Source organism: Pirellulales bacterium (genome assembly GCA_019694435.1).
Lineage (GTDB): Bacteria > Planctomycetota > Planctomycetia > Pirellulales > JAEUIK01 > JAIBBZ01.
The window spans coordinates 1-16,856 of the sequence record JAIBBZ010000059.1; the positions used below are offsets into that span (position 1 = coordinate 1).

Annotated in this window: 14 protein-coding genes and 1 tRNA gene; 9 read left to right on the forward strand and 6 right to left on the reverse strand. The window is 64.3% G+C overall.

Translation table 11 applies throughout. The features are described 5' to 3' along the window. Positions 1–1,643 (reverse strand): hypothetical protein (locus tag K1X74_22530; protein ID MBX7169130.1); only part of this gene is annotated, 1,643 nt, incomplete at its 3' end. Between the two features lie 610 nt (positions 1,644–2,253). Here K1X74_22530 and K1X74_22535 point away from each other — a divergent pair. The 3 genes from K1X74_22535 to K1X74_22545 all read left to right on the forward strand — a co-directional run bounded on the left by K1X74_22535 (position 2,254) and on the right by K1X74_22545 (position 4,236). Beyond that, the gene (locus tag K1X74_22535) at positions 2,254–2,709 is read left to right on the forward strand and encodes a prepilin-type N-terminal cleavage/methylation domain-containing protein (protein ID MBX7169131.1); all 456 of its coding nucleotides are present in this window, start codon (positions 2,254–2,256) and stop codon (positions 2,707–2,709) included. 165 nt (positions 2,710–2,874) lie between these two features. Continuing rightward, the gene (locus K1X74_22540) at positions 2,875–3,387 is read left to right on the forward strand and encodes a type II secretion system GspH family protein (protein MBX7169132.1); all 513 of its coding nucleotides are present in this window, start codon (positions 2,875–2,877) and stop codon (positions 3,385–3,387) included. A 162-nt stretch (positions 3,388–3,549) separates the two neighbouring features. Beyond that, a complete protein-coding gene (locus tag K1X74_22545) occupies positions 3,550–4,236 on the forward strand; it encodes a redox-sensing transcriptional repressor Rex (GenBank protein MBX7169133.1) in 687 nt (228 codons plus the stop codon). Positions 4,237–4,545: 309 nt separating this feature from the next. On the opposite strand, the gene K1X74_22550 is transcribed toward K1X74_22545, so the two are convergent. The 4 genes from K1X74_22550 to K1X74_22565 all read right to left on the reverse strand — a co-directional run bounded on the left by K1X74_22550 (position 4,546) and on the right by K1X74_22565 (position 8,038). Continuing rightward, positions 4,546–4,618, reverse strand: a tRNA-Ala gene (locus tag K1X74_22550). Positions 4,619–4,711: 93 nt separating this feature from the next. After that, positions 4,712–6,124 carry an extracellular solute-binding protein gene (locus tag K1X74_22555; GenBank protein ID MBX7169134.1) on the reverse strand — a complete coding sequence of 471 codons (1,413 nt, stop codon included), beginning with the start codon at positions 6,122–6,124 and terminating at the stop codon, positions 4,712–4,714. Between the two features lie 128 nt (positions 6,125–6,252). After that, positions 6,253–7,212 carry a GDP-mannose 4,6-dehydratase gene (locus K1X74_22560; protein ID MBX7169135.1) on the reverse strand — a complete coding sequence of 320 codons (960 nt, stop codon included), beginning with the start codon at positions 7,210–7,212 and terminating at the stop codon, positions 6,253–6,255. 88 nt (positions 7,213–7,300) lie between these two features. Continuing rightward, positions 7,301–8,038 carry a polyprenol monophosphomannose synthase gene (locus tag K1X74_22565; protein MBX7169136.1) on the reverse strand — a complete coding sequence of 246 codons (738 nt, stop codon included), beginning with the start codon at positions 8,036–8,038 and terminating at the stop codon, positions 7,301–7,303. A gap of 183 nt (positions 8,039–8,221) precedes the next feature. Between K1X74_22565 and K1X74_22570 the strand changes: the two genes are divergently transcribed. Next, positions 8,222–9,589 carry an MFS transporter gene (locus K1X74_22570; GenBank protein ID MBX7169137.1) on the forward strand — a complete coding sequence of 456 codons (1,368 nt, stop codon included), beginning with the start codon at positions 8,222–8,224 and terminating at the stop codon, positions 9,587–9,589. Here K1X74_22570 and K1X74_22575 read toward each other — a convergent pair. Next, complete coding sequence (locus K1X74_22575; protein MBX7169138.1) at positions 9,575–11,194, reverse strand: AAA family ATPase; 1,620 nt, start codon at positions 11,192–11,194, stop codon at positions 9,575–9,577. The two genes, K1X74_22570 and K1X74_22575, sit on opposite strands and share 15 nt — an antisense overlap. Positions 11,195–11,496: 302 nt before the next feature. Here K1X74_22575 and K1X74_22580 point away from each other — a divergent pair, with 302 nt between their 5' ends. The 5 genes from K1X74_22580 to K1X74_22600 all read left to right on the forward strand — a co-directional run. Next, positions 11,497–12,198, forward strand: coding sequence for a phosphoribosylanthranilate isomerase (locus tag K1X74_22580; protein MBX7169139.1), 702 nt, complete (start codon positions 11,497–11,499; stop codon positions 12,196–12,198). Positions 12,199–12,325: 127 nt separating this feature from the next. Then, on the forward strand, positions 12,326–13,639 hold the full coding sequence (gene ahcY / locus K1X74_22585; protein ID MBX7169140.1) for an adenosylhomocysteinase: 1,314 nt from the start codon (positions 12,326–12,328) through the stop codon (positions 13,637–13,639). A gap of 119 nt (positions 13,640–13,758) precedes the next feature. Next, entirely contained in the window at positions 13,759–15,060 is a 1,302-nt protein-coding gene (locus tag K1X74_22590; GenBank protein ID MBX7169141.1) for a DUF1015 domain-containing protein, read from the forward strand. Positions 15,061–15,358: 298 nt separating this feature from the next. Next, positions 15,359–16,105: a ParA family protein gene (locus K1X74_22595; GenBank protein MBX7169142.1), complete on the forward strand. Its 747-nt coding sequence runs from the start codon at positions 15,359–15,361 to the stop codon at positions 16,103–16,105. After that, positions 16,098–16,856: ParB/RepB/Spo0J family partition protein (locus tag K1X74_22600; GenBank protein MBX7169143.1), on the forward strand; the 759-nt coding region annotated here is incomplete at its 3' end. The genes K1X74_22595 and K1X74_22600, both read left to right, overlap by 8 nt.

Here is a 16,856-nt window from a genome sequence, read left to right on the forward strand (position 1 = left end):
CACTGCTTGACGTGGTGTTCCGGCACCATCTTGCAGACGGTGTAGGGAATCCGCTTCTCGCAGTGCTCGGCCACCATGTGGCAGACCTTGTAGCAGCAGCTCTTCGTGCGGGTCTCGGGGACCATGCGGCAGACCGTGTAGCTGCACTGCTTGACGCAATGTTCCGGCACCATCTTGCAGACGGTGTAGGGAATCCGCTTCTCGCAGTGCTCGGCCACCATGTGGCAGACCTTGTAGCAGCAGCTCTTCGTGCGGGTCTCGGGGACCATGCGGCAGACCGTGTAGGGGATCTCCCGGGTCCGGCATTCCCGCTCGTAACGCACGCAGTTGATCTGCCGCGTCTCGGTGCGGGGCACCCAGACCTTCTTGCAGACCTTGACCGGCGGGCATTGGACCTTCACCTGGCAGCACTTGCCCGGGCAGTACACGCACCGGCAGCAGCACGGATCGAACACCCAGCAGCCCGGCTGTTGGACACAGCGGGTCACAACCGGACCGGGGCATTCGCTGACCTGGGTCTGCCACTCGCCGCAGCAGACTTCGATCGTCTTCGTGTAGCAGACGGGCTTGCACACCGAGTAGTGGCAGTGGCGAACCTTCTGCTCATAGACGGGCTTGCAGACCGTGTAGCAGACTTCGCGGGTCTTGGTTTCCCAGACCGGCTTGCAGACCGTGTAGTGGCAGACCCGTTCGCGGGTTTCATACACCGGCTTGCAGACCGTGTAGTGAATGTCGCGGGTCTTGGTCTCGTAGACGGGCTTGCAGACCGTATAGCAGATTTCGCGGGTCTTGGTTTCCCAGACCGGCTTGCAGACCGTGTAGTGGCAGACGCGCTCGCGCTGTTCGTACACCGGCTTGCAGACCGTGTAGTGAATGTCGCGAGTCTTGGTCTCGTAGACGGGCTTGCAGACCGTGTAGTGGATGTCCTTGGTGCGCTGCTCATACACCGGCTTGCAGACCGTGTAGGTGATTTGGCGCGTCTTGGTTTCCCAAACCGGCTTGCAGACCGTGTAGTGGATGTCCCGAGTCCGCGTCTCGTACACCGGCTTGCAGACCGTGTAGGCGATTTCGCGGGTCTTGGTTTCCCAGACGGGCTTGCAGACCGTGTAGTGGATGTCCTTGGTGCGCGTCTCGTAGACGGGCTTGCAGACGGTGTAGTGGATGTCCTTGGTGCGCTGCTCGTACACCGGCTTGCAGACCGTGTAGGTGATGTCGCGCGTCTTGGTCTCGTACACCGGCTTGCAGACCGTATAGGTGATGTCGCGCGTCTTGGTCTCCCAAACCGGCTTGCACACCGTGTAGGTGATTTGCCGGGTCTTGGTTTCCCAGACGGGCTTGCACACCGTGTACGTGACGTCACGGTACGCCGTCTCGGTCTCGTAACGAACGCAATTGACGGTCTTCGGCTCGCAGACGGATTCATACACCGTCTTGTAGCAGGTGTATTCCTGCTGCTCGTAGACGATCTCGCGACACGGTTTCATGACCGTGTAGCAGTGCTGCTTGCAACACGCGAAGGTTTCCACCTCGCAGCAAGAGCAGCACCTGTACTTTGCGGCGCCGCAATACATTGCGTTCGCCGGGCTGGCCGACAGGGCCGTCAACAAGACGGCCAGCAGCGGCGCTCCCAACAGGTTTCTCATGTTCTTGCCTCCTCCAAGGACGCCTGATTCGGACAATGGCCTGGGTCGACGGACGAATACGCCCTTCGTAACTTCGGATAGCGCACTCTGTGTACGTTAGCCATGCTGCGCAGAATGCACGATTCGCGGAATCGCGTACCGCATCCCAGGCACTGCCAACGCGCTTAAAGTCCGCCTGTTCCCAAGTCGTATCGACACACTGCGAAGGTTGCTTGATTTGAGATGCTGGCAACGGATGCATTCATTGCGGAAGTTTTGCGCATTGCTGAGGGCCGCGACGATCGGCGCGATTCTTACGGCCGGTCCCAAGATGCCGGCCGTAGCGAGTGCGCTGCCCGCAAGTTCGCCCCGCCGCGCAGCATGTGAAGAGCGAGTTTGACTGAGCTCGGGCCGCGACCTAGGTACCTAATAAGCCAGTCCTCTGCGGTCGCACGAAGCCCGTGCCAGCCGCGTCGGGCAGGCAGCAGCGACACACATTCCGAGGCGAAAGACTCGGAGCCGTGAGAAGCGGAACGGTCGCAGTGGCGAACCTTCAACGGCTCATTTCGCGACGGGCGTTCGCGACAAGACCATTCATCACACACGCATTGTTGAAGTGAGGGTTGCCGTCATGAAGCTGTGCAAGCATCGGTTCGCGTTCACGCTGGTCGAGGTGCTCATCGTCGTGGTCATCCTGGCGATTCTTGCCGCCACGGTGATCCCGCAGTTCACCGACTCCACGACCGACGCCAAGAAGAGTTCCCTGCGCTACAACCTGCACACGTTGCGGGCACAGATCGAACTGTACAAGGCCCAGCACGGCGGCACGCCACCGACGCTGTCGGGCGGCACGCTCGCGCAATTGACGTCGAAGACCGACGCCAGCGGCACGATCGGCACTGGCGCCACGCACATCTACGGTCCCTACCTGGTGGGCGCGTTCCCGAAGAACCCGATGTACGACGTCGCCACGGTCACCGCCACGGCCACGGCCCCGCCGTCGGCCGAGAGCGGCACCAATGGCTGGTTGTATCACGCGGCCACGGGACAGATCTTCGCCGACGACGATGACTACCTGTCGTACTAGTCGCCCGTAACGACCGCCGGAGAGTGCTGGGCCGTCGGTGCTCCGTGAGGAGCAGACCGAGACGGCTCCGAGTTAGACAAAACCAGCGACGGCCCACGACGATTCCCACGTCGTGGGCCGTTTCGCCGCGCAGGACCTCCGATCGATCGGTTGGAATTCCCCACCATGGCTAGCCATCGAACGCGTTCGAAGGGCTTCACCCTGGTCGAAGTGGCCATGGCTGTGCTGATCATGGCGATCATTGCGGGGGCCATGATTCCCCGCCTGACCGCCAGCGAGGAAGACACCAAGGACGCCGTACTGATGCGGAATCTGCAGATGCTCCGCAAGCAGATTCAGTACTTCAAAGCCCAGCATCGGGGCAAACCGCCGGGCTGGAACGGGACGCCGATCTACATCCACCTGTCCACCTATACCAAGGCGAGCGGACAGTTCTCGGCCTTTAAGAACGCGAATTACCCGTACGGGCCGTATTTCTCGGGTAGCAACCTGCCGTACAACCCGTTCAGCGACGGGGTGGGCTACAAGAACGTCACGAATCCATCGACGCAGGTTCCCGACAACGAACTCCAGGAGAATGGTTCCAACGTGGGTTGGTTCTACAACCCCGCAACCGGCGATATCTCGGCAAATGCTGAAGGCACGACTGCCGACGGGACGCCACGCATCTCGCTGTAGTGCGCGATGCCGCGATTGTCGCAGGCTGTAACTACCTCGGGGCTTGCGTTAAAACCAACATGGGAATGTGTCGCGCTCGCCGCGGCACCGGGGCCTCAGCGACCGCGTCCGCTCTCCGATCGAAACCCGGGCGGGGACGGCAATTGGCGAGTCTCGCAACTGATGTCAGAAACCGGTTCTTCGCCGCACAATCCACCCCCGAACGACTTGACGAGTCAGGGCGTGCCGCGTGCGGTGGTCAGCCGTTTGAGCCTTTATCTGCGCGAGTTACAGCATCTGGTCCGCGACGGCGTGGCGACGACCAGTTCTCGGCGCCTCGGACGCCTGCTCGGATTCACCGACGCGCAGGTGCGTAAGGATCTGGCTTGTTTTGGCCAATTCGGCTACCCCGGCATCGGCTACCGCTGCGAGGAATTGATCCTCCACATCCGCAAGATCCTGGGCACCGACCAGCAATGGCCCGTCGCGCTGGTGGGCGTGGGTAATCTCGGTCAAGCGCTCCTGGGCTACAAGGGCTTTGCCCAACAGGGCTTTAGGATCGTGGCGGCGTTTGACAGCGATCCTGCCAAGCACGGGATGTCTCTTGAGGATCTGCGCGTCCACTCGATGGACAGCTTGTCGGAGGTTCTCCAGACTCTTAACATCAAGCTGGCCATCCTGGCCGTGCCGGCTGGCGCGGCTCAGGCCGTGGCCGACCGGCTCGTAGCGGCAGGGGTCGAGGGGTTACTGAATTTTGCCCCGGTGACCATTGTCTTGCCGAGCCACGTCAACCAGATCGGCGTGGATCTGGCGATCGAGCTGGAGCAGTTGACATTTGCCGTAGGCAAGCGCCCACAGCGTAGTCTATAAGCGTGGGAAGGCAGCCTGTAAGCGTGGCGCAATCTCAATGGTGCTCGGCGGTTACGCCGTCGGGCATCGCAGGGCGCCAGGCCGTTACCCGGTGGTGTAATGGTAACACTAGGGTTTTTGGTACCCTCATTCCAGGTTCGAGTCCTGGCCGGGTAGTTTGGGCTCGCCGAGCCCTGATTTCGAGCGCCGTGCCGTCGGGCCCTTGCAGGCGAGCACCGAGCACAAAAAAACCCCGCGGAAGCCTTGAGGGCTTCGCGGGGTCGCGTGTTTCTGACCGACGAAAATTCGATCGTTTCTCGTCGGGTGGAGTGGAGCGGAGGGGAGTCGAACCCCCGACCTCTGCATTGCGAACGCAGCGCTCTCCCAACTGAGCTACCGCCCCGAAGTGGAAATTCGGGGAACACTCTCCCCCGGCCGTCGCGGGCGGCCGGAAGTGCGTCATTGTAAGGTTGCTGGCTGTCAGGGGAAAGTGGGACTACGGCTCCAGGCCCAAGCTGCGGCGGTAGGCCCGCAACTGCCGATCGGTGCCCAACGTTTGGCTGATTTCGCGCCATTTTTCGGCGACGCTTTTGAGCCGGTTTTCGGCCGGCTTGTCGTCCTTCAGGCTCGCGCGGACCGCATCGTCGAGCAATTGCCAATACTGTGATCTTCCCGGCAGTGACAGCGCTGCCAGCGAATCGGAACGCTCGAGCGTGGCCTGAATCGCGGCCGCATACTGCGCTCCAAAGCCGGTGCCACCTGCTGGTTCGACCCAGCGGTCGGCCTGAGCGACTTGCGAGCGGCGCCACAGGGTCGCGTCGGGTTGGCGCTGCCAGACGCCTGCGGCCCACGGCTGAGTGGCCAGCGCGGACAATAGCAAGCCAGCTCCAACGGGGTTTTTCGCGTCGGCAACGATGCCTCCCATTCGGCCGGCAAACCCGAGCAAGGGCACTCGGATCCCCGCCTCTTCGCTGCGCGGCTCCCATTGCGATTGGCCGTTGTCGTAGGCCTCGGTCGCGCCGGGCAGCTCTGCGACACCGGCTTCGACCGGTGCAAGTCCGGCGAGCTTTGGATCGGCGGGTGACGACCAGGTGAGCGCCATGCCGCATTCGCCTGCCCAGAATGCGCGCCGGACTTCGTCGGGCGTGAGGCCATCGCAATTCTCCGGCCCCCAGACTCCTGCTTCCCTGAGCTCGTCGAGTGCCCGTACGAACGGCTTGCCACCGACGAGCGGCTCCAGCGTGGCGATGTCGAACAGTGCCGAGTAGTTCTCGGGATGACGCGCATACGCCGCGGCCCTCGCGAGCAGCGTGGACGCCGCCCAATTTGGAGCGAGCGGCTCGGCGACTCCATTCCAGGGTCGGTCGTGCGGCGGCGCCAGCTCCCCGAGATTGGCCCGGTCGTCGAGCAATCGGGCCAAATCGGCGTATTCGTTCCACGTCGTAGGCGGGTTTCGCCCCAGATGACGCAACAAATCGGCCCGATAAAAAAGCACCAGCGTGGCCGAGCCGAGCGGAACGGCATACGGCTGCTCGCCCCAGGTCGCTTCGCGCAAGCGCAGCAAGTCGAAATTGTCGTTCCAGGCCAATCCGGGCGACCGCAGCAATTGGGCATCGAGCGGCACGATCCGCTGCTCCTCGGCCAGCGTGGCGAGGGCGTGAATCGGAAAAATGACCGCATCGGCCTGTGGCCAGCCCTTGTCGGCGACGGCTTCTGCCCCATTGGCTTCAACGACGGTCAATTCGGCCCCGGTCGTCGCTTTCCATTGCCCTGCCAACGCAGCCAGTTCGGTGGCGAGCGGCGGATTGTCGAGCACCAGCAGCCGCACGGCCTCGCCGGCTTGTGGTGTCGCCGGCTGGTCGCTGGTCGGCGCGTTGCAGCCGCCCAGGCCGACGGCAAAAAGCGCCACGGCTGCGCACCAATAGCCCGGCCCAAGGATTCCTCGTAGCGGGGCAATTGCTCGGGATGCCTGCACAGACGCAACTCGATGCGAGAGAAATGGTTCCCACGCATCGTAGGCCGTCGCTCGGCAGAGCGTCAAACGCGGTGGGTCCGCCGGTACCAGGCTACGAATTCCCGCAGACCATCTTCGAGTGACATCTGCGGATGGTACCCGAGCAATCGCGCCGCCTTGTCGAGATTCGCATGGGTGATCGGCATATCGCCGGGCTTCTCCGGCAGATACTCGATTTTCGCTTCACGGCCCAGGGCCGCGGCCAGCCGTTCGATGAGCACAAGCATCGGGTACGGCTCGCTGTGGCCCAGGTTGATGCACTGGCCAACGGCCTGTGGTGCATCGAGCGCCGCATGCAGGCCCGCGCAGATGTCGCTGACGTGCGTGAAATCGCGGCGGATGGAGCCGTCGCCGAACAGCGGCAGTGCCCTGCCCGCGAGAATCGCGGCCGTAAAAATCGACAGGGCCAGGTCGGGACGCAGGCGCGAACCGTAGACGCTGAAAGGCCGCACGCAGACGACCGGCACCCCGTGGAGTTGGTGGTAGAGCAGCCCCAGCAGTTCGGCCGAGCGCTTCGTGGCACCGTAAGGGCTCAGCGGCAGGCCCAGCGGCGAGTCCTCGACGAACGGAGCGACGGCGCCCTGGCCGTAGACCGTGGACGAAGAAGCCAGCACGAATCGTTCGACTGGATGCCGCCTGGCGGCTTCGAGCAGCACGAGCGTGCCGACCACGTTGGTCTCGGCATAGATTTGCGGGCGTTCGATGCTCGTGCGTACGCCAGCATAGGCGCCCAAATGCATCACGGCGTTAATCGAATGCTCGGCAAACAGCCGGCCTACGAACGCGGCGTCGCAAAACGAGCCCTCGAGGCAGTGCACCTGCGGATGCTGTCGAAAGCCCTCGATATTTGCCCGCTTCTGCGTGGGATCGTAATAGTCGTTGAAGTTGTCGAGACAGACGATCGGCGTACGGCCCACGGCGAGCATGCGCTCGATGAAGTGGCTACCGATGAAACCCGCGCCCCCCGTGACCAGGATGGCCATGTTGTGTGCCTCGACCGTCGGCTGACCTGCGAAAGCCGCAGCCTAACGCGGAGGTGGGCCGGCGCCCAAGGTCAGGTGGCGCGGCACTCTAGCGGCCAGTCCAGTTTCGCCAGCCGAGTTGGAGTAGCACGAGGATGGCCTCGCCCACGGCCGAGCCGTCGATTTTCGACGCGCCTTGCATGCGATTGGCGAACACGATCGGAAACTCGACGAACCGGCCGCCATTGCGCTTGATGTGCCAGAGCACTTCTTCTTGAAACACGTAGCCGTGCGAGCGAAAGTTGTCGAAGTCCAACCGCGCCAGGTTGATGCAGCGGTAACAGCGATAGGCCCCGCTGCAATCGCGCGGTGACAGACCCAGCAGAATGCGGGCCGCCAGGTTGACCGAACGGCTCATGAAATGCCGCTTCATCGGCCAGCCGGTGACCCCCCCACCCGGGACATAGCGCGAGCCGATCGACACCGCCACGGGGCGTTCGCCTGGGGCGTCCATCTGCCGGAGCAGCTCGGGCAGGTACCGCGGGTCATGGCTGAAATCGGCGTCCATCGTCACGACCTGGTCGTAGCCCTGGTCGAGCGCGTATTTCATGGCCGTGATATGCGCCGTGCCTAGGCCTAGCTTGGCCGGACGGTGGACGCATTTCACCCGCGGTTCTTGCTGTGCCCGCTCGTCACACCATTGGCCAGTACCGTCGGGCGAATTGTCGTCGACGACCAGGACGTTGGCCTCGGGCAGTTGGGCAAGGATCTGCTCGACCAGCCTGGGCAGGTTTTCAATTTCGTTGTAAGTGCACAACGTAACCAGCGTTTTGGGGCAGGCATGCATGGCGACCACGAGACGCTGGGTGGGGGGCAGACAGGGGATGGCCAGGATTTATCGCGCGCCTGCGCGAACATGCCGCAACGGAATTCTCTCGTAAATCTAGCCTACGAGGGCCCGCCCTGCGGCGTCCCGAGCGGCTATAATTGCCCGATACCCTCCGCGTCCCTCGCTCCCCCCACCCCGTTGATGTATCGCTCGGCGACCTCGCCATCAGCCGTGCAGCCGGCACAATCGCCGCCGGCTCCCGTTTCGCGCATCGAACCGAGCGGCTACGAAGACACCTACGGCTTGCCGTTCTGGTTCAACTATGCCGCCAATATGGCGATCATGGTGGCCAGCAGCCTTCTGTTTCGATACGCGGATTTCATCGCGTTTCGCGGCGGGACCGAGTGGGATCTCGGTTGGATCGTCGGCCTCGGCATGCTCGGCAGCCTGGCCATGCGTTTTGCCCAAGGGGTCGGGATCGACCAGTACGGCACGCGGATGATCTGGCTGGTCTCGTGCTGCGGCTTCATCGGCAGTTGCTTGGCGCATTTGCTAATCACCGACGTGCATGGGCCGGCCATCTACCTGGCGCGCATCGTGTTCAACACGAGCGTGTCCGGCATTTTCGGCGCGTCGATCACCAACGTCGCGCGCCGCGTGCCGCCGCGCCGCATGGCCGAAGCGATCGGCACACTCGGCACTTCGGGCTTTCTGGGGATGATGACGGGCAGTCTGCTGGGAGACCGCCTGTTTGCCGGAGTGCAGATCACGGAATGGCACATCCAGACCATGTTCCTGACCGCCGCGGGACTGGGCGCGGTGAGCATGGCCCTGGCCTGGGCTTCGACACGTGGCCAGTCGAACCCTCCGCCGCGCCGGCAACCGCCCCTGGGCCGCGTGCTGCAGCGTTTTCACCCGGGCCCGATGCTTGTCATGGCGGCCGCCATGGGGTTTGGCTTGGGCATTCCGCCGACTTTCGTGCGACCCTTTACCGCCGATCTGGGACTCGGCGGAATCGCGCTCTTTTTTTGGGTTTACGCGCCCACTGCGTTCATCACGCGGTTGTCGATCCGCCGATTGCCCGAACGGATCGGTTCGCGGGCCACGGCGCTCTGGGGACAGGCCGCGATCGTGGCCAGCATGCTGGCCTTCTTGCCGGTGACCGCGAACTGGCAACTCGTCTTTCCTGCCGTGCTGATCGGCATCGCGCACGCGATGTTGTTTCCGGCGATCGTGGCCGGCGGCAGCAGCGAGTTTCCCGCGAGGTTTCGCGGCCTGGGCACCACGCTGATGCTCGCGATGTTCGACCTGGGCAACCTGGTCGGCTCGCCCATGGCAGGTATGGAATTGCACCTGGCCGAGCGACTCGGCTGGCAGCGTTATCCGTCGATGTTCCTGTTCATCGCGGTGCTGATGGCGGCTGCCGGGCTCTACTATGCCTGGGCGACGCGTGGACAGCGTGCTCCGGATGAGCTGGGCGACGAATCGAACTCCGGCGAATCGTCCGCGCGGCAGCGGCGCCGCTCGCGCCGCAAGCGGAAACGCAAGTCGGGACTAGCCGCGACGTAGCCGGGAAAACAGCTCGCGATAATCCTGCCGCCAGGCCCCGGCCGAGGCCTCGGTGCGAGGAATCGGCGAGCCCAGGTCTTCTTCGACGATGATCAGGTCGTCATCCGCCGCCGAGGCCCGAGTGCCCCGGGCCGCTGCAACCGGACGCGAGAAGGCGGCCGCCAAGGTTGTGATCGACGAGTTCTCGGGGTACACCGGGTCGAGCGCCGTATCGCTGGCCATGGGCTCGAAGGTCGTAATCGCCACGTCGTCGGCATAGAAAGTCGTGGCCCGTGGCAGATTGGCGGTTGCATCCAGAGCGGCAGCGGCGGGCTGCTCGATCGCCGGCTGCGGCTTGGCTTCGACGGGAGCAGCGGGCAAAAGCTCGGCGCCGGGCGAGCAAAGGGCCGTGATCAGTTCCGAGAGCTGGCGCGCCTCGGATTGCTGGGGGGTGACGCGATGACGGGACAGCCGTGCGTCGAGCGCGCCGTACCGATCGAGGAGCAGCTCCTCCTCCGCAAATACTTCGGTGTGCGTCGGCGGGGCCGGTTCTTCCCGCGGAATCGCCATCTCGGCCGTGGCCTCGATCGCGTCCGACACGAACTCGCCCTGCAAGTCCTCGAGGCTTGCTTCGATCACCTCGAAATCGTCGTCGACCTGATCGAAGGCCCGCAGCGGTAGCGTATGAATCGTCGCGGGTTCCAAGTCGGCTTCTGGCTCATCCTCGCCGTCGAGCCCGCCAAACTCGATGACCGCGGGACTGTCCGCGGCCGCGACGTCGATCTTGGCTTCGCGCGGCGATTCATTCCACGGCGCGGGAAGCTGCTGCAGATCGGCCCAGGCCTCTTCAATCCCGGCTGCGCCGATCGAGGTCTGCCCGCCGGCAAATGCCAACGACAACGCGTGATCGCAAAGCTGGATCAGCAGCCGCGGAATGCCCTCGCTGGCACGATACAAGGCATCGATCGCATCGGCCCGAAAGATTCGATCGCCGTGCCCACCGACCTCGGAGAGGGCCCCCAGCACAAACTGCGTCGTCTCGGCATGATTCCAGGCACGCAGATACAACCGCGCTGCGAGCCGCTGGCCGAACGACTCGAGCTTGGGATTGGCAAACCGCTCTTCCAGCGAACCGCCCCCGAACAGCACCAACCGCACGCGCGGCTGTCCCGCGCGGACGACATTGGTCACGAGCCGCAGCTCTTCGAGCACGCGCAGCGAAAGGGTGTGCGCCTCGTCGACCAGCAGCAGCAGGCCCTGCGGGTAGCGATCGCTGCGCGTAGCATGGCTCATCAGCGCCAGGCGCAGCTCGCCTTCGTCCTGCTTGCGATAGGGGAGGCCCAACTCGAACAGGATCGACTGCAACAGCTCTCGGGCCGTGCGTAGGTGACCCTGATTCAGTAGCACGACGCCGTATTCGCCGTGGAACTGCGCTGCCAGCACGTGCGCCAGCATCGACTTGCCGCAGCCGGCGGGCCCCACGACCAGGGCCGGTCCTTCGCCGCGTTCGATGCATCGCGTCAGCGTCTGGCGGGCCTGTTCGATCGCCTCGGCGGGGAAGTAGTGCTCGATCCGCGGGACGGTCGTGAAGGGGCGTTCGCTCAACTGGAAGAAAGCTTCGTACATGGGGTGAGCTGCTGTTCGATCGGGGAATGGACCGGGTGCTCAACGAACCGCCGCGTCGCGAGCGCGCAGCGCAGCCGTACGAAAGTAAGCATCGGCAAGCACTCGACCGCCTCTCGACCCTCAAGCGGCGAGGTTCGTGACGCGGTCCCTGGGTGGTGCGACTCCTAGCGATCGATGGATAGGGCCAAGCGTGGCCGGGTTTTGCGCCTGCGCAAGCCGCGTCGACGCGCGGAAGTCGGCGCCCGGTTAGAATGAAGCAGCCGGTCCGATGTCAACGTTTCTGCCGCAGGCGCCGAGCGCCCATGTTCCAGATCAAGATCTGCGGAGTGACCCGCGTCGAAGACGCCCTGGCCGTGGCCGCGGCGGGCGCCGATGCATTAGGTCTCAATTTCTACGGCGGCAGCCCGCGCTGCGTGTCGATCGAAATTGCCCGGCAAATTGCGAACGCCGTGCCGCAGGGCATCTTGCGCGTGGGCGTGTTCGTGAATCACTCGGCCGAAGAGATTCGCCGTGTGGCTGCCGAGGTGCCGCTCGACGCCGTGCAGCTCCACGGCGACGAAGCCCCCGAGATGCTTGCCGAGCTGGCCGGCCTGCGCACGATCAAGGCCGTGCGCGTCGCCGAGGGCGAGCTCGAGCCGGTCGCTGCCCAGGTGCCAGGATCGAGCAAGTTGTTCGCCTGGTTCACTCGCTGGGCGCAGGCTGGCTCGGCGCCGGAGATGATCTTGATCGACGCCCATCGTCCGGGGCTGTTCGGCGGCTCGGGCCAACTGGCTCCCTGGGCCGAAGTGGCCCGGTGGCGCGAGCACTGGCCGATGCTGCCGCTGGCGCTCGCCGGCGGCTTGAACCCTCGCAACGTCGCCGAGGCAATCCGCGCGGTTGCGCCGACGGCGGTCGACACGGCCAGCGGGGTCGAATCGGCGCCAGGCGTCAAGGACCACGCCCTGGTTCGCGCCTTCGTCCACCGGGCCCGGCAGGCCTTCGCCGCCCGGGCCGCCGAGCGATAACCCTTGCCGGTATTGCCGAACTGGGCATACTATGGGCGAGCCAATTCGTAGGATATTCGCCCCGCGGCCTGCCCAGCACGCGATGCTTCCGCCGGCAGCCGTAAGTCCACGCATCGAGGAGCTTTTCGTGGCCCAAGTTGCTAGCAAACTGCCGTACAAGGTTGCCGATCTGTCTTTGGCCGATTGGGGTCGCAAGGAGATCTCGCTCGCCGAAAACGAGATGCCCGGCCTGATGGCCCTCCGCGCGAAGTACGGCCCGACCAAGCCGCTGGCCGGGGCGCGGATCGCCGGCTGTCTGCATATGACCATCCAGACGGCCGTGCTGATCGAGACCCTCAAGGACCTCGGCGCCGAGGTTACCTGGAGCAGTTGCAACATCTTCTCGACCCAGGATCACGCCGCCGCGGCGATCGCCAAGGCCGGATTCCCCGTGTACGCCTGGAAGGGCATGAACAACGAGGAGTTCGACTGGTGCATCGAGCAGACGCTGTTCTTTCCCGACGGCAAGCCGCTGAACATGATCCTCGACGATGGCGGCGACCTGACCGCGATGGTCTACAACAAGTATCCCGAGCTGCTGCCCGGCATTCGCGGCATCAGTGAGGAAACCACGACCGGCGTGCACCGGCTGTATCAGATGCATGCCCGGCGCGAATTGAAGACCCCCTGCATCAACGTCAACGACTCGGTGACCAAGAGCAAGTTCGACAACCTCTACGGTTGTCGCGAGTCGCTCGCCGACGGCATCAAGCGGGCGACCGACGTGATGGTCGCCGGCAAGATCGTCGTGATCGCCGGCTACGGCGACGTCGGCAAGGGATGTGCCCGGGCCATGCGCTCGCTGGGCGCTCGGGTGATCGTCACCGAAATCGACCCGATCAACGCCCTGCAGGCGGTCATGGAAGGGTACGAGGTGACAACCATGGAAGACGCCGCCTCGCGCGGCCAGATCTTCGTCACCACCACGGGCAACCGCGACATCATCCGCGGCGAGCATATGGTGAAAATGCCCGACGACGCGATCGTCTGCAACATCGGGCACTTCGACATCGAAATCGACATGGCTTGGCTCAACGGCCAGAAGGACGTCAAGAAGGTCGAGATCAAGCCGCAGGTCGATCGCTACACGTTCCCCAGCGGCCGCTCGATCCTCATCCTGGCCGAGGGACGCCTGGTGAACCTGGGTTGCGCGACGGGGCATCCGTCGTTCGTCATGAGCACCTCGTTCACCAACCAGGTGCTGGCCCAGATCGCGCTGTTCACGCAGACGAAGGATTTCCCCGTCGGCGTGCACACGCTGCCTAAGCTGCTCGACGAGGAGGTGGCCCGGCTGCACCTCGACAAGCTCGGCGTGAAGCTCACCCGGCTGTCGCAGACGCAGGCCGACTACCTCGGCGTGCCGGTCGAGGGGCCATTCAAGCCGGACTACTACCGGTATTAATCGCCCGATTTCCGGCGGCGTGCGCTGCCGTTTGACAGTCTCCCAGGGCTTCGGGATAACACCCCGGAGCCCTGGTTCTTTGACCCCCCCACAAGCGCGACGGACGCGCCGAGGACCCTATGCCCGAGATTCAAGCCTTCCGCGGCATTCGCTATGACCTGAAGCACGTCGGCTCGTTGTCGAACGTCGTGGCCCCGCCGTACGACGTGATCGACGCCGCGCTACAGGACCAGCTCTACAAGCTGCACCCAGCGAACGTCGTTCGTCTCGAGCTCAACCGCGACGAGCCGGGCGATGCCGACGCGAACGATCGCTACAACCGCGCCGCACGGCATTTTCGGAACTGGCTCAGCGAGGGCGTGCTGCAGGCCGAGGCCCAGCCGGCGCTGTACGTCTATCACCAGTCTTTCAGCCACGCCGGCCAGCAGTTCAACCGCCGGGGCTTCATGGCCCGGTGCCGCCTTGAACGGTTCGGCGAGGGCCGGATCTACCCTCACGAAGAAACCATGGCGGGGCCCAAGGCCGATCGGCTGATGCTCACCCGGGCCTGCCGCGCCAACCTGAGCCAGATCTTTGGCCTGTATCCCGATCCCCAGAACCAGGCCCAGGAACTGCTCGAGGCCGCCGTTGCCGGTCAGGCTCCGCTCGAGGCGACCGACCACCTGGGCGTCGTGCATCGAATGTGGCTCGTGACCGATGCGTCCGTCATCTCGAAGGTGGCAGGCCTGATGGGACCGCACCCCGTCTTCATCGCCGACGGGCATCACCGCTACGAAACGGCCTGCAACTATCGCGACGAGTTGGCCGCCGCGGGCAAGCTCGACCCCCAGCACCCGGCCAACACGGTGCTGATGATGTTTGTCGGGATGAACGACCCTGGGTTGATTGTCATGCCAACGCACCGCTTGTTCCGCGGGCTGCCCGCCATGACGAGTGCAGATTTGAAGTCTCGCATCGGCCACTGCTTCGACTGCCGCGTGATGGGCGAAGGGATCGACCTGGCCGACAACGTCTGGTCGCAGATCGAACGCGAAAACGCCCAGGGCACCCTGGGGCTGTTCACCACGGCCGATCAGCGCTGGACGCTCGCGAGGATCACACCGGCCGGAAAGGCCAAGATGGCCGAGGTGGCCAGTGATCACAGCCCCGAGTGGCAGGGTCTCGGGGTGGCGATTCTGCATCGGCTGCTGATCGAAACGCTGCTGGGGGGCGCCGATTTGCCCAAACCGAAGTTCGTGCACCTGGTAGACGAGGTCTCCGAATCGCTCGAGAGCGGCGAGTTTCCCCTGGCGGCCCTGGTGATGCCCGCTACGGTCGAGCACATTCGCCAGGTCAGTGAGCTGAAAGAGCGGATGCCCGCCAAGAGCACGTACTTCTTTCCCAAGCTGCTCAGTGGGTTGGTATTCAATCCGCTGGAATAGCCGGCGGAACCGCCACAGCCGGTGTTTCACGTGAAACACGCCTTGGTGTTTGGCGGTGAATGGCGTGTTTGAGTGCCTTGGGGTATTTGTTTGCGTGGCGTTGGGATTGCCGTTTCACGTGAAACATTGCACCTGGTTTGGCCGGTTTGGCCATACCAAATGCTCCGGCAGGCGATCGCCGGCCGCGAAGCCTCACCTTGTAGCGAAGTGATCTTCTCTTTGCCGAGCGACCGCGGCTAGAATTCGCCCGCGCTGCACGGAAGCCGGCGTTCAAACGAGCCAGGGAAGGTTTGTCTAAGTGTCCAGGATTCTCTGCGTTGCCAACCAGAAGGGCGGCGTTGGGAAGACAACAACCGCCGTGAATCTGGCGGCCGCACTGGCCTATGCCGGGTCGCGGACGCTGTTGGTCGACCTCGACCCCCAGTGCAACGCCACCAGCGGTCTAGGGCAAACGCCGGCGAACTGCCATCCGCTGGTTTCGCAAGAACCGCTCCGGACCACGTTAATCGAGACCAAAGTGCGCGGGCTCGAGTTGCTGCCCGGCAGCCGGACGTTTCGCGACGTCGAAACGCTGGCCTCGGGCGACGACGCCCCGGCGACGACGCTCAAACAGCACCTGGCCGCGGGGCTCACGGCCTACGACTTTGTGATTTTTGACTGTCCGCCGTCGCTGGGGCCGCTGACCCGTATGGCGCTGGCCAATTCCACCGAAGTGCTGATGCCCATCCAGTGCGAGTATTTCGCCATGGAGGGGCTGACCCAAATGATCGAGGTGATTCGTAGCGTGATGACCGAACAGCCGCACCGGCTCCAGTTCGGTGGCATTCTGCTGACGATGTACGACCCGAGCCTGGAGCTGACCGCCGAGGTCGACCGCGAGGTGCGCGAGTTTTTCGGCGAGATCGTGTTTCAGAACGTGATTCCGCGAGACGTGGCCGTGGCCGAAGCGCCCAGCCACGGGTTGCCGGTGATGGATTACGAACCACGTGCGCGAGGGGCGCGCGCCTACGTCGAACTTTGCCTGGAGGTACTCGAACGTGAATAAAGAACGCCGACTGGGTCGTGGGCTCGAAGCACTGTTGGGGCGGCCGCTCGATTTGCCGCCCGGTGAACAACCGCCCGGCGCCGCGATCGCGCACGAATCGGGGAGCGCTTCGCCCACGCGGATGTTGGCGGTCTACGACATCGACAACAACCCCTACCAGCCGCGCAAGGAGTTCGACGAGGCGGAGCTGCAACAGCTCTCCGAGAGCATTCGCGAACACGGGCTGCTGCAGCCGATCGTCGTACGCCGCTCGGGCGAACGCTATCAACTGGTCGCCGGCGAGCGCCGCTTGCGGGCCACGATCGCGGCTGGCATCGGCGAGATCACGGCCCAGGTGATCGAGGCCGACGACCGGCGGATGGCCGAGTTGGCGATCGTTGAGAATTTGCAGCGCAAGGACCTGAGCGCCCTGGAAAAGGCTGCTTCGTTCGAGCGCTACCTACGGCTTTACGGCGGCACCCAGGACGAGCTCGCCGCGCGGTTGCGCATCGATCGGTCGACCATTGCCAACTTGATTCGCTTGCTCGAGCTGCCGGCCGCGGTACAGGAATCGTTGCGCAAGGGCGCGATCACGCCGGGCCATGCCCGGGCTTTGTTGCCGCTGGGCGACGAGCGCGAGCAGGTCGCCTTCGCCGAGCGGATCCAGGCCGAGGGCCTGAGCGTTCGCGAGACCGAGGCGCTGGTTCAGGAGACGATTGCCCTGGCCGATGCCGACCCGCTCTCCGACAGGACGCCCGCCGCTGCGCGCAAG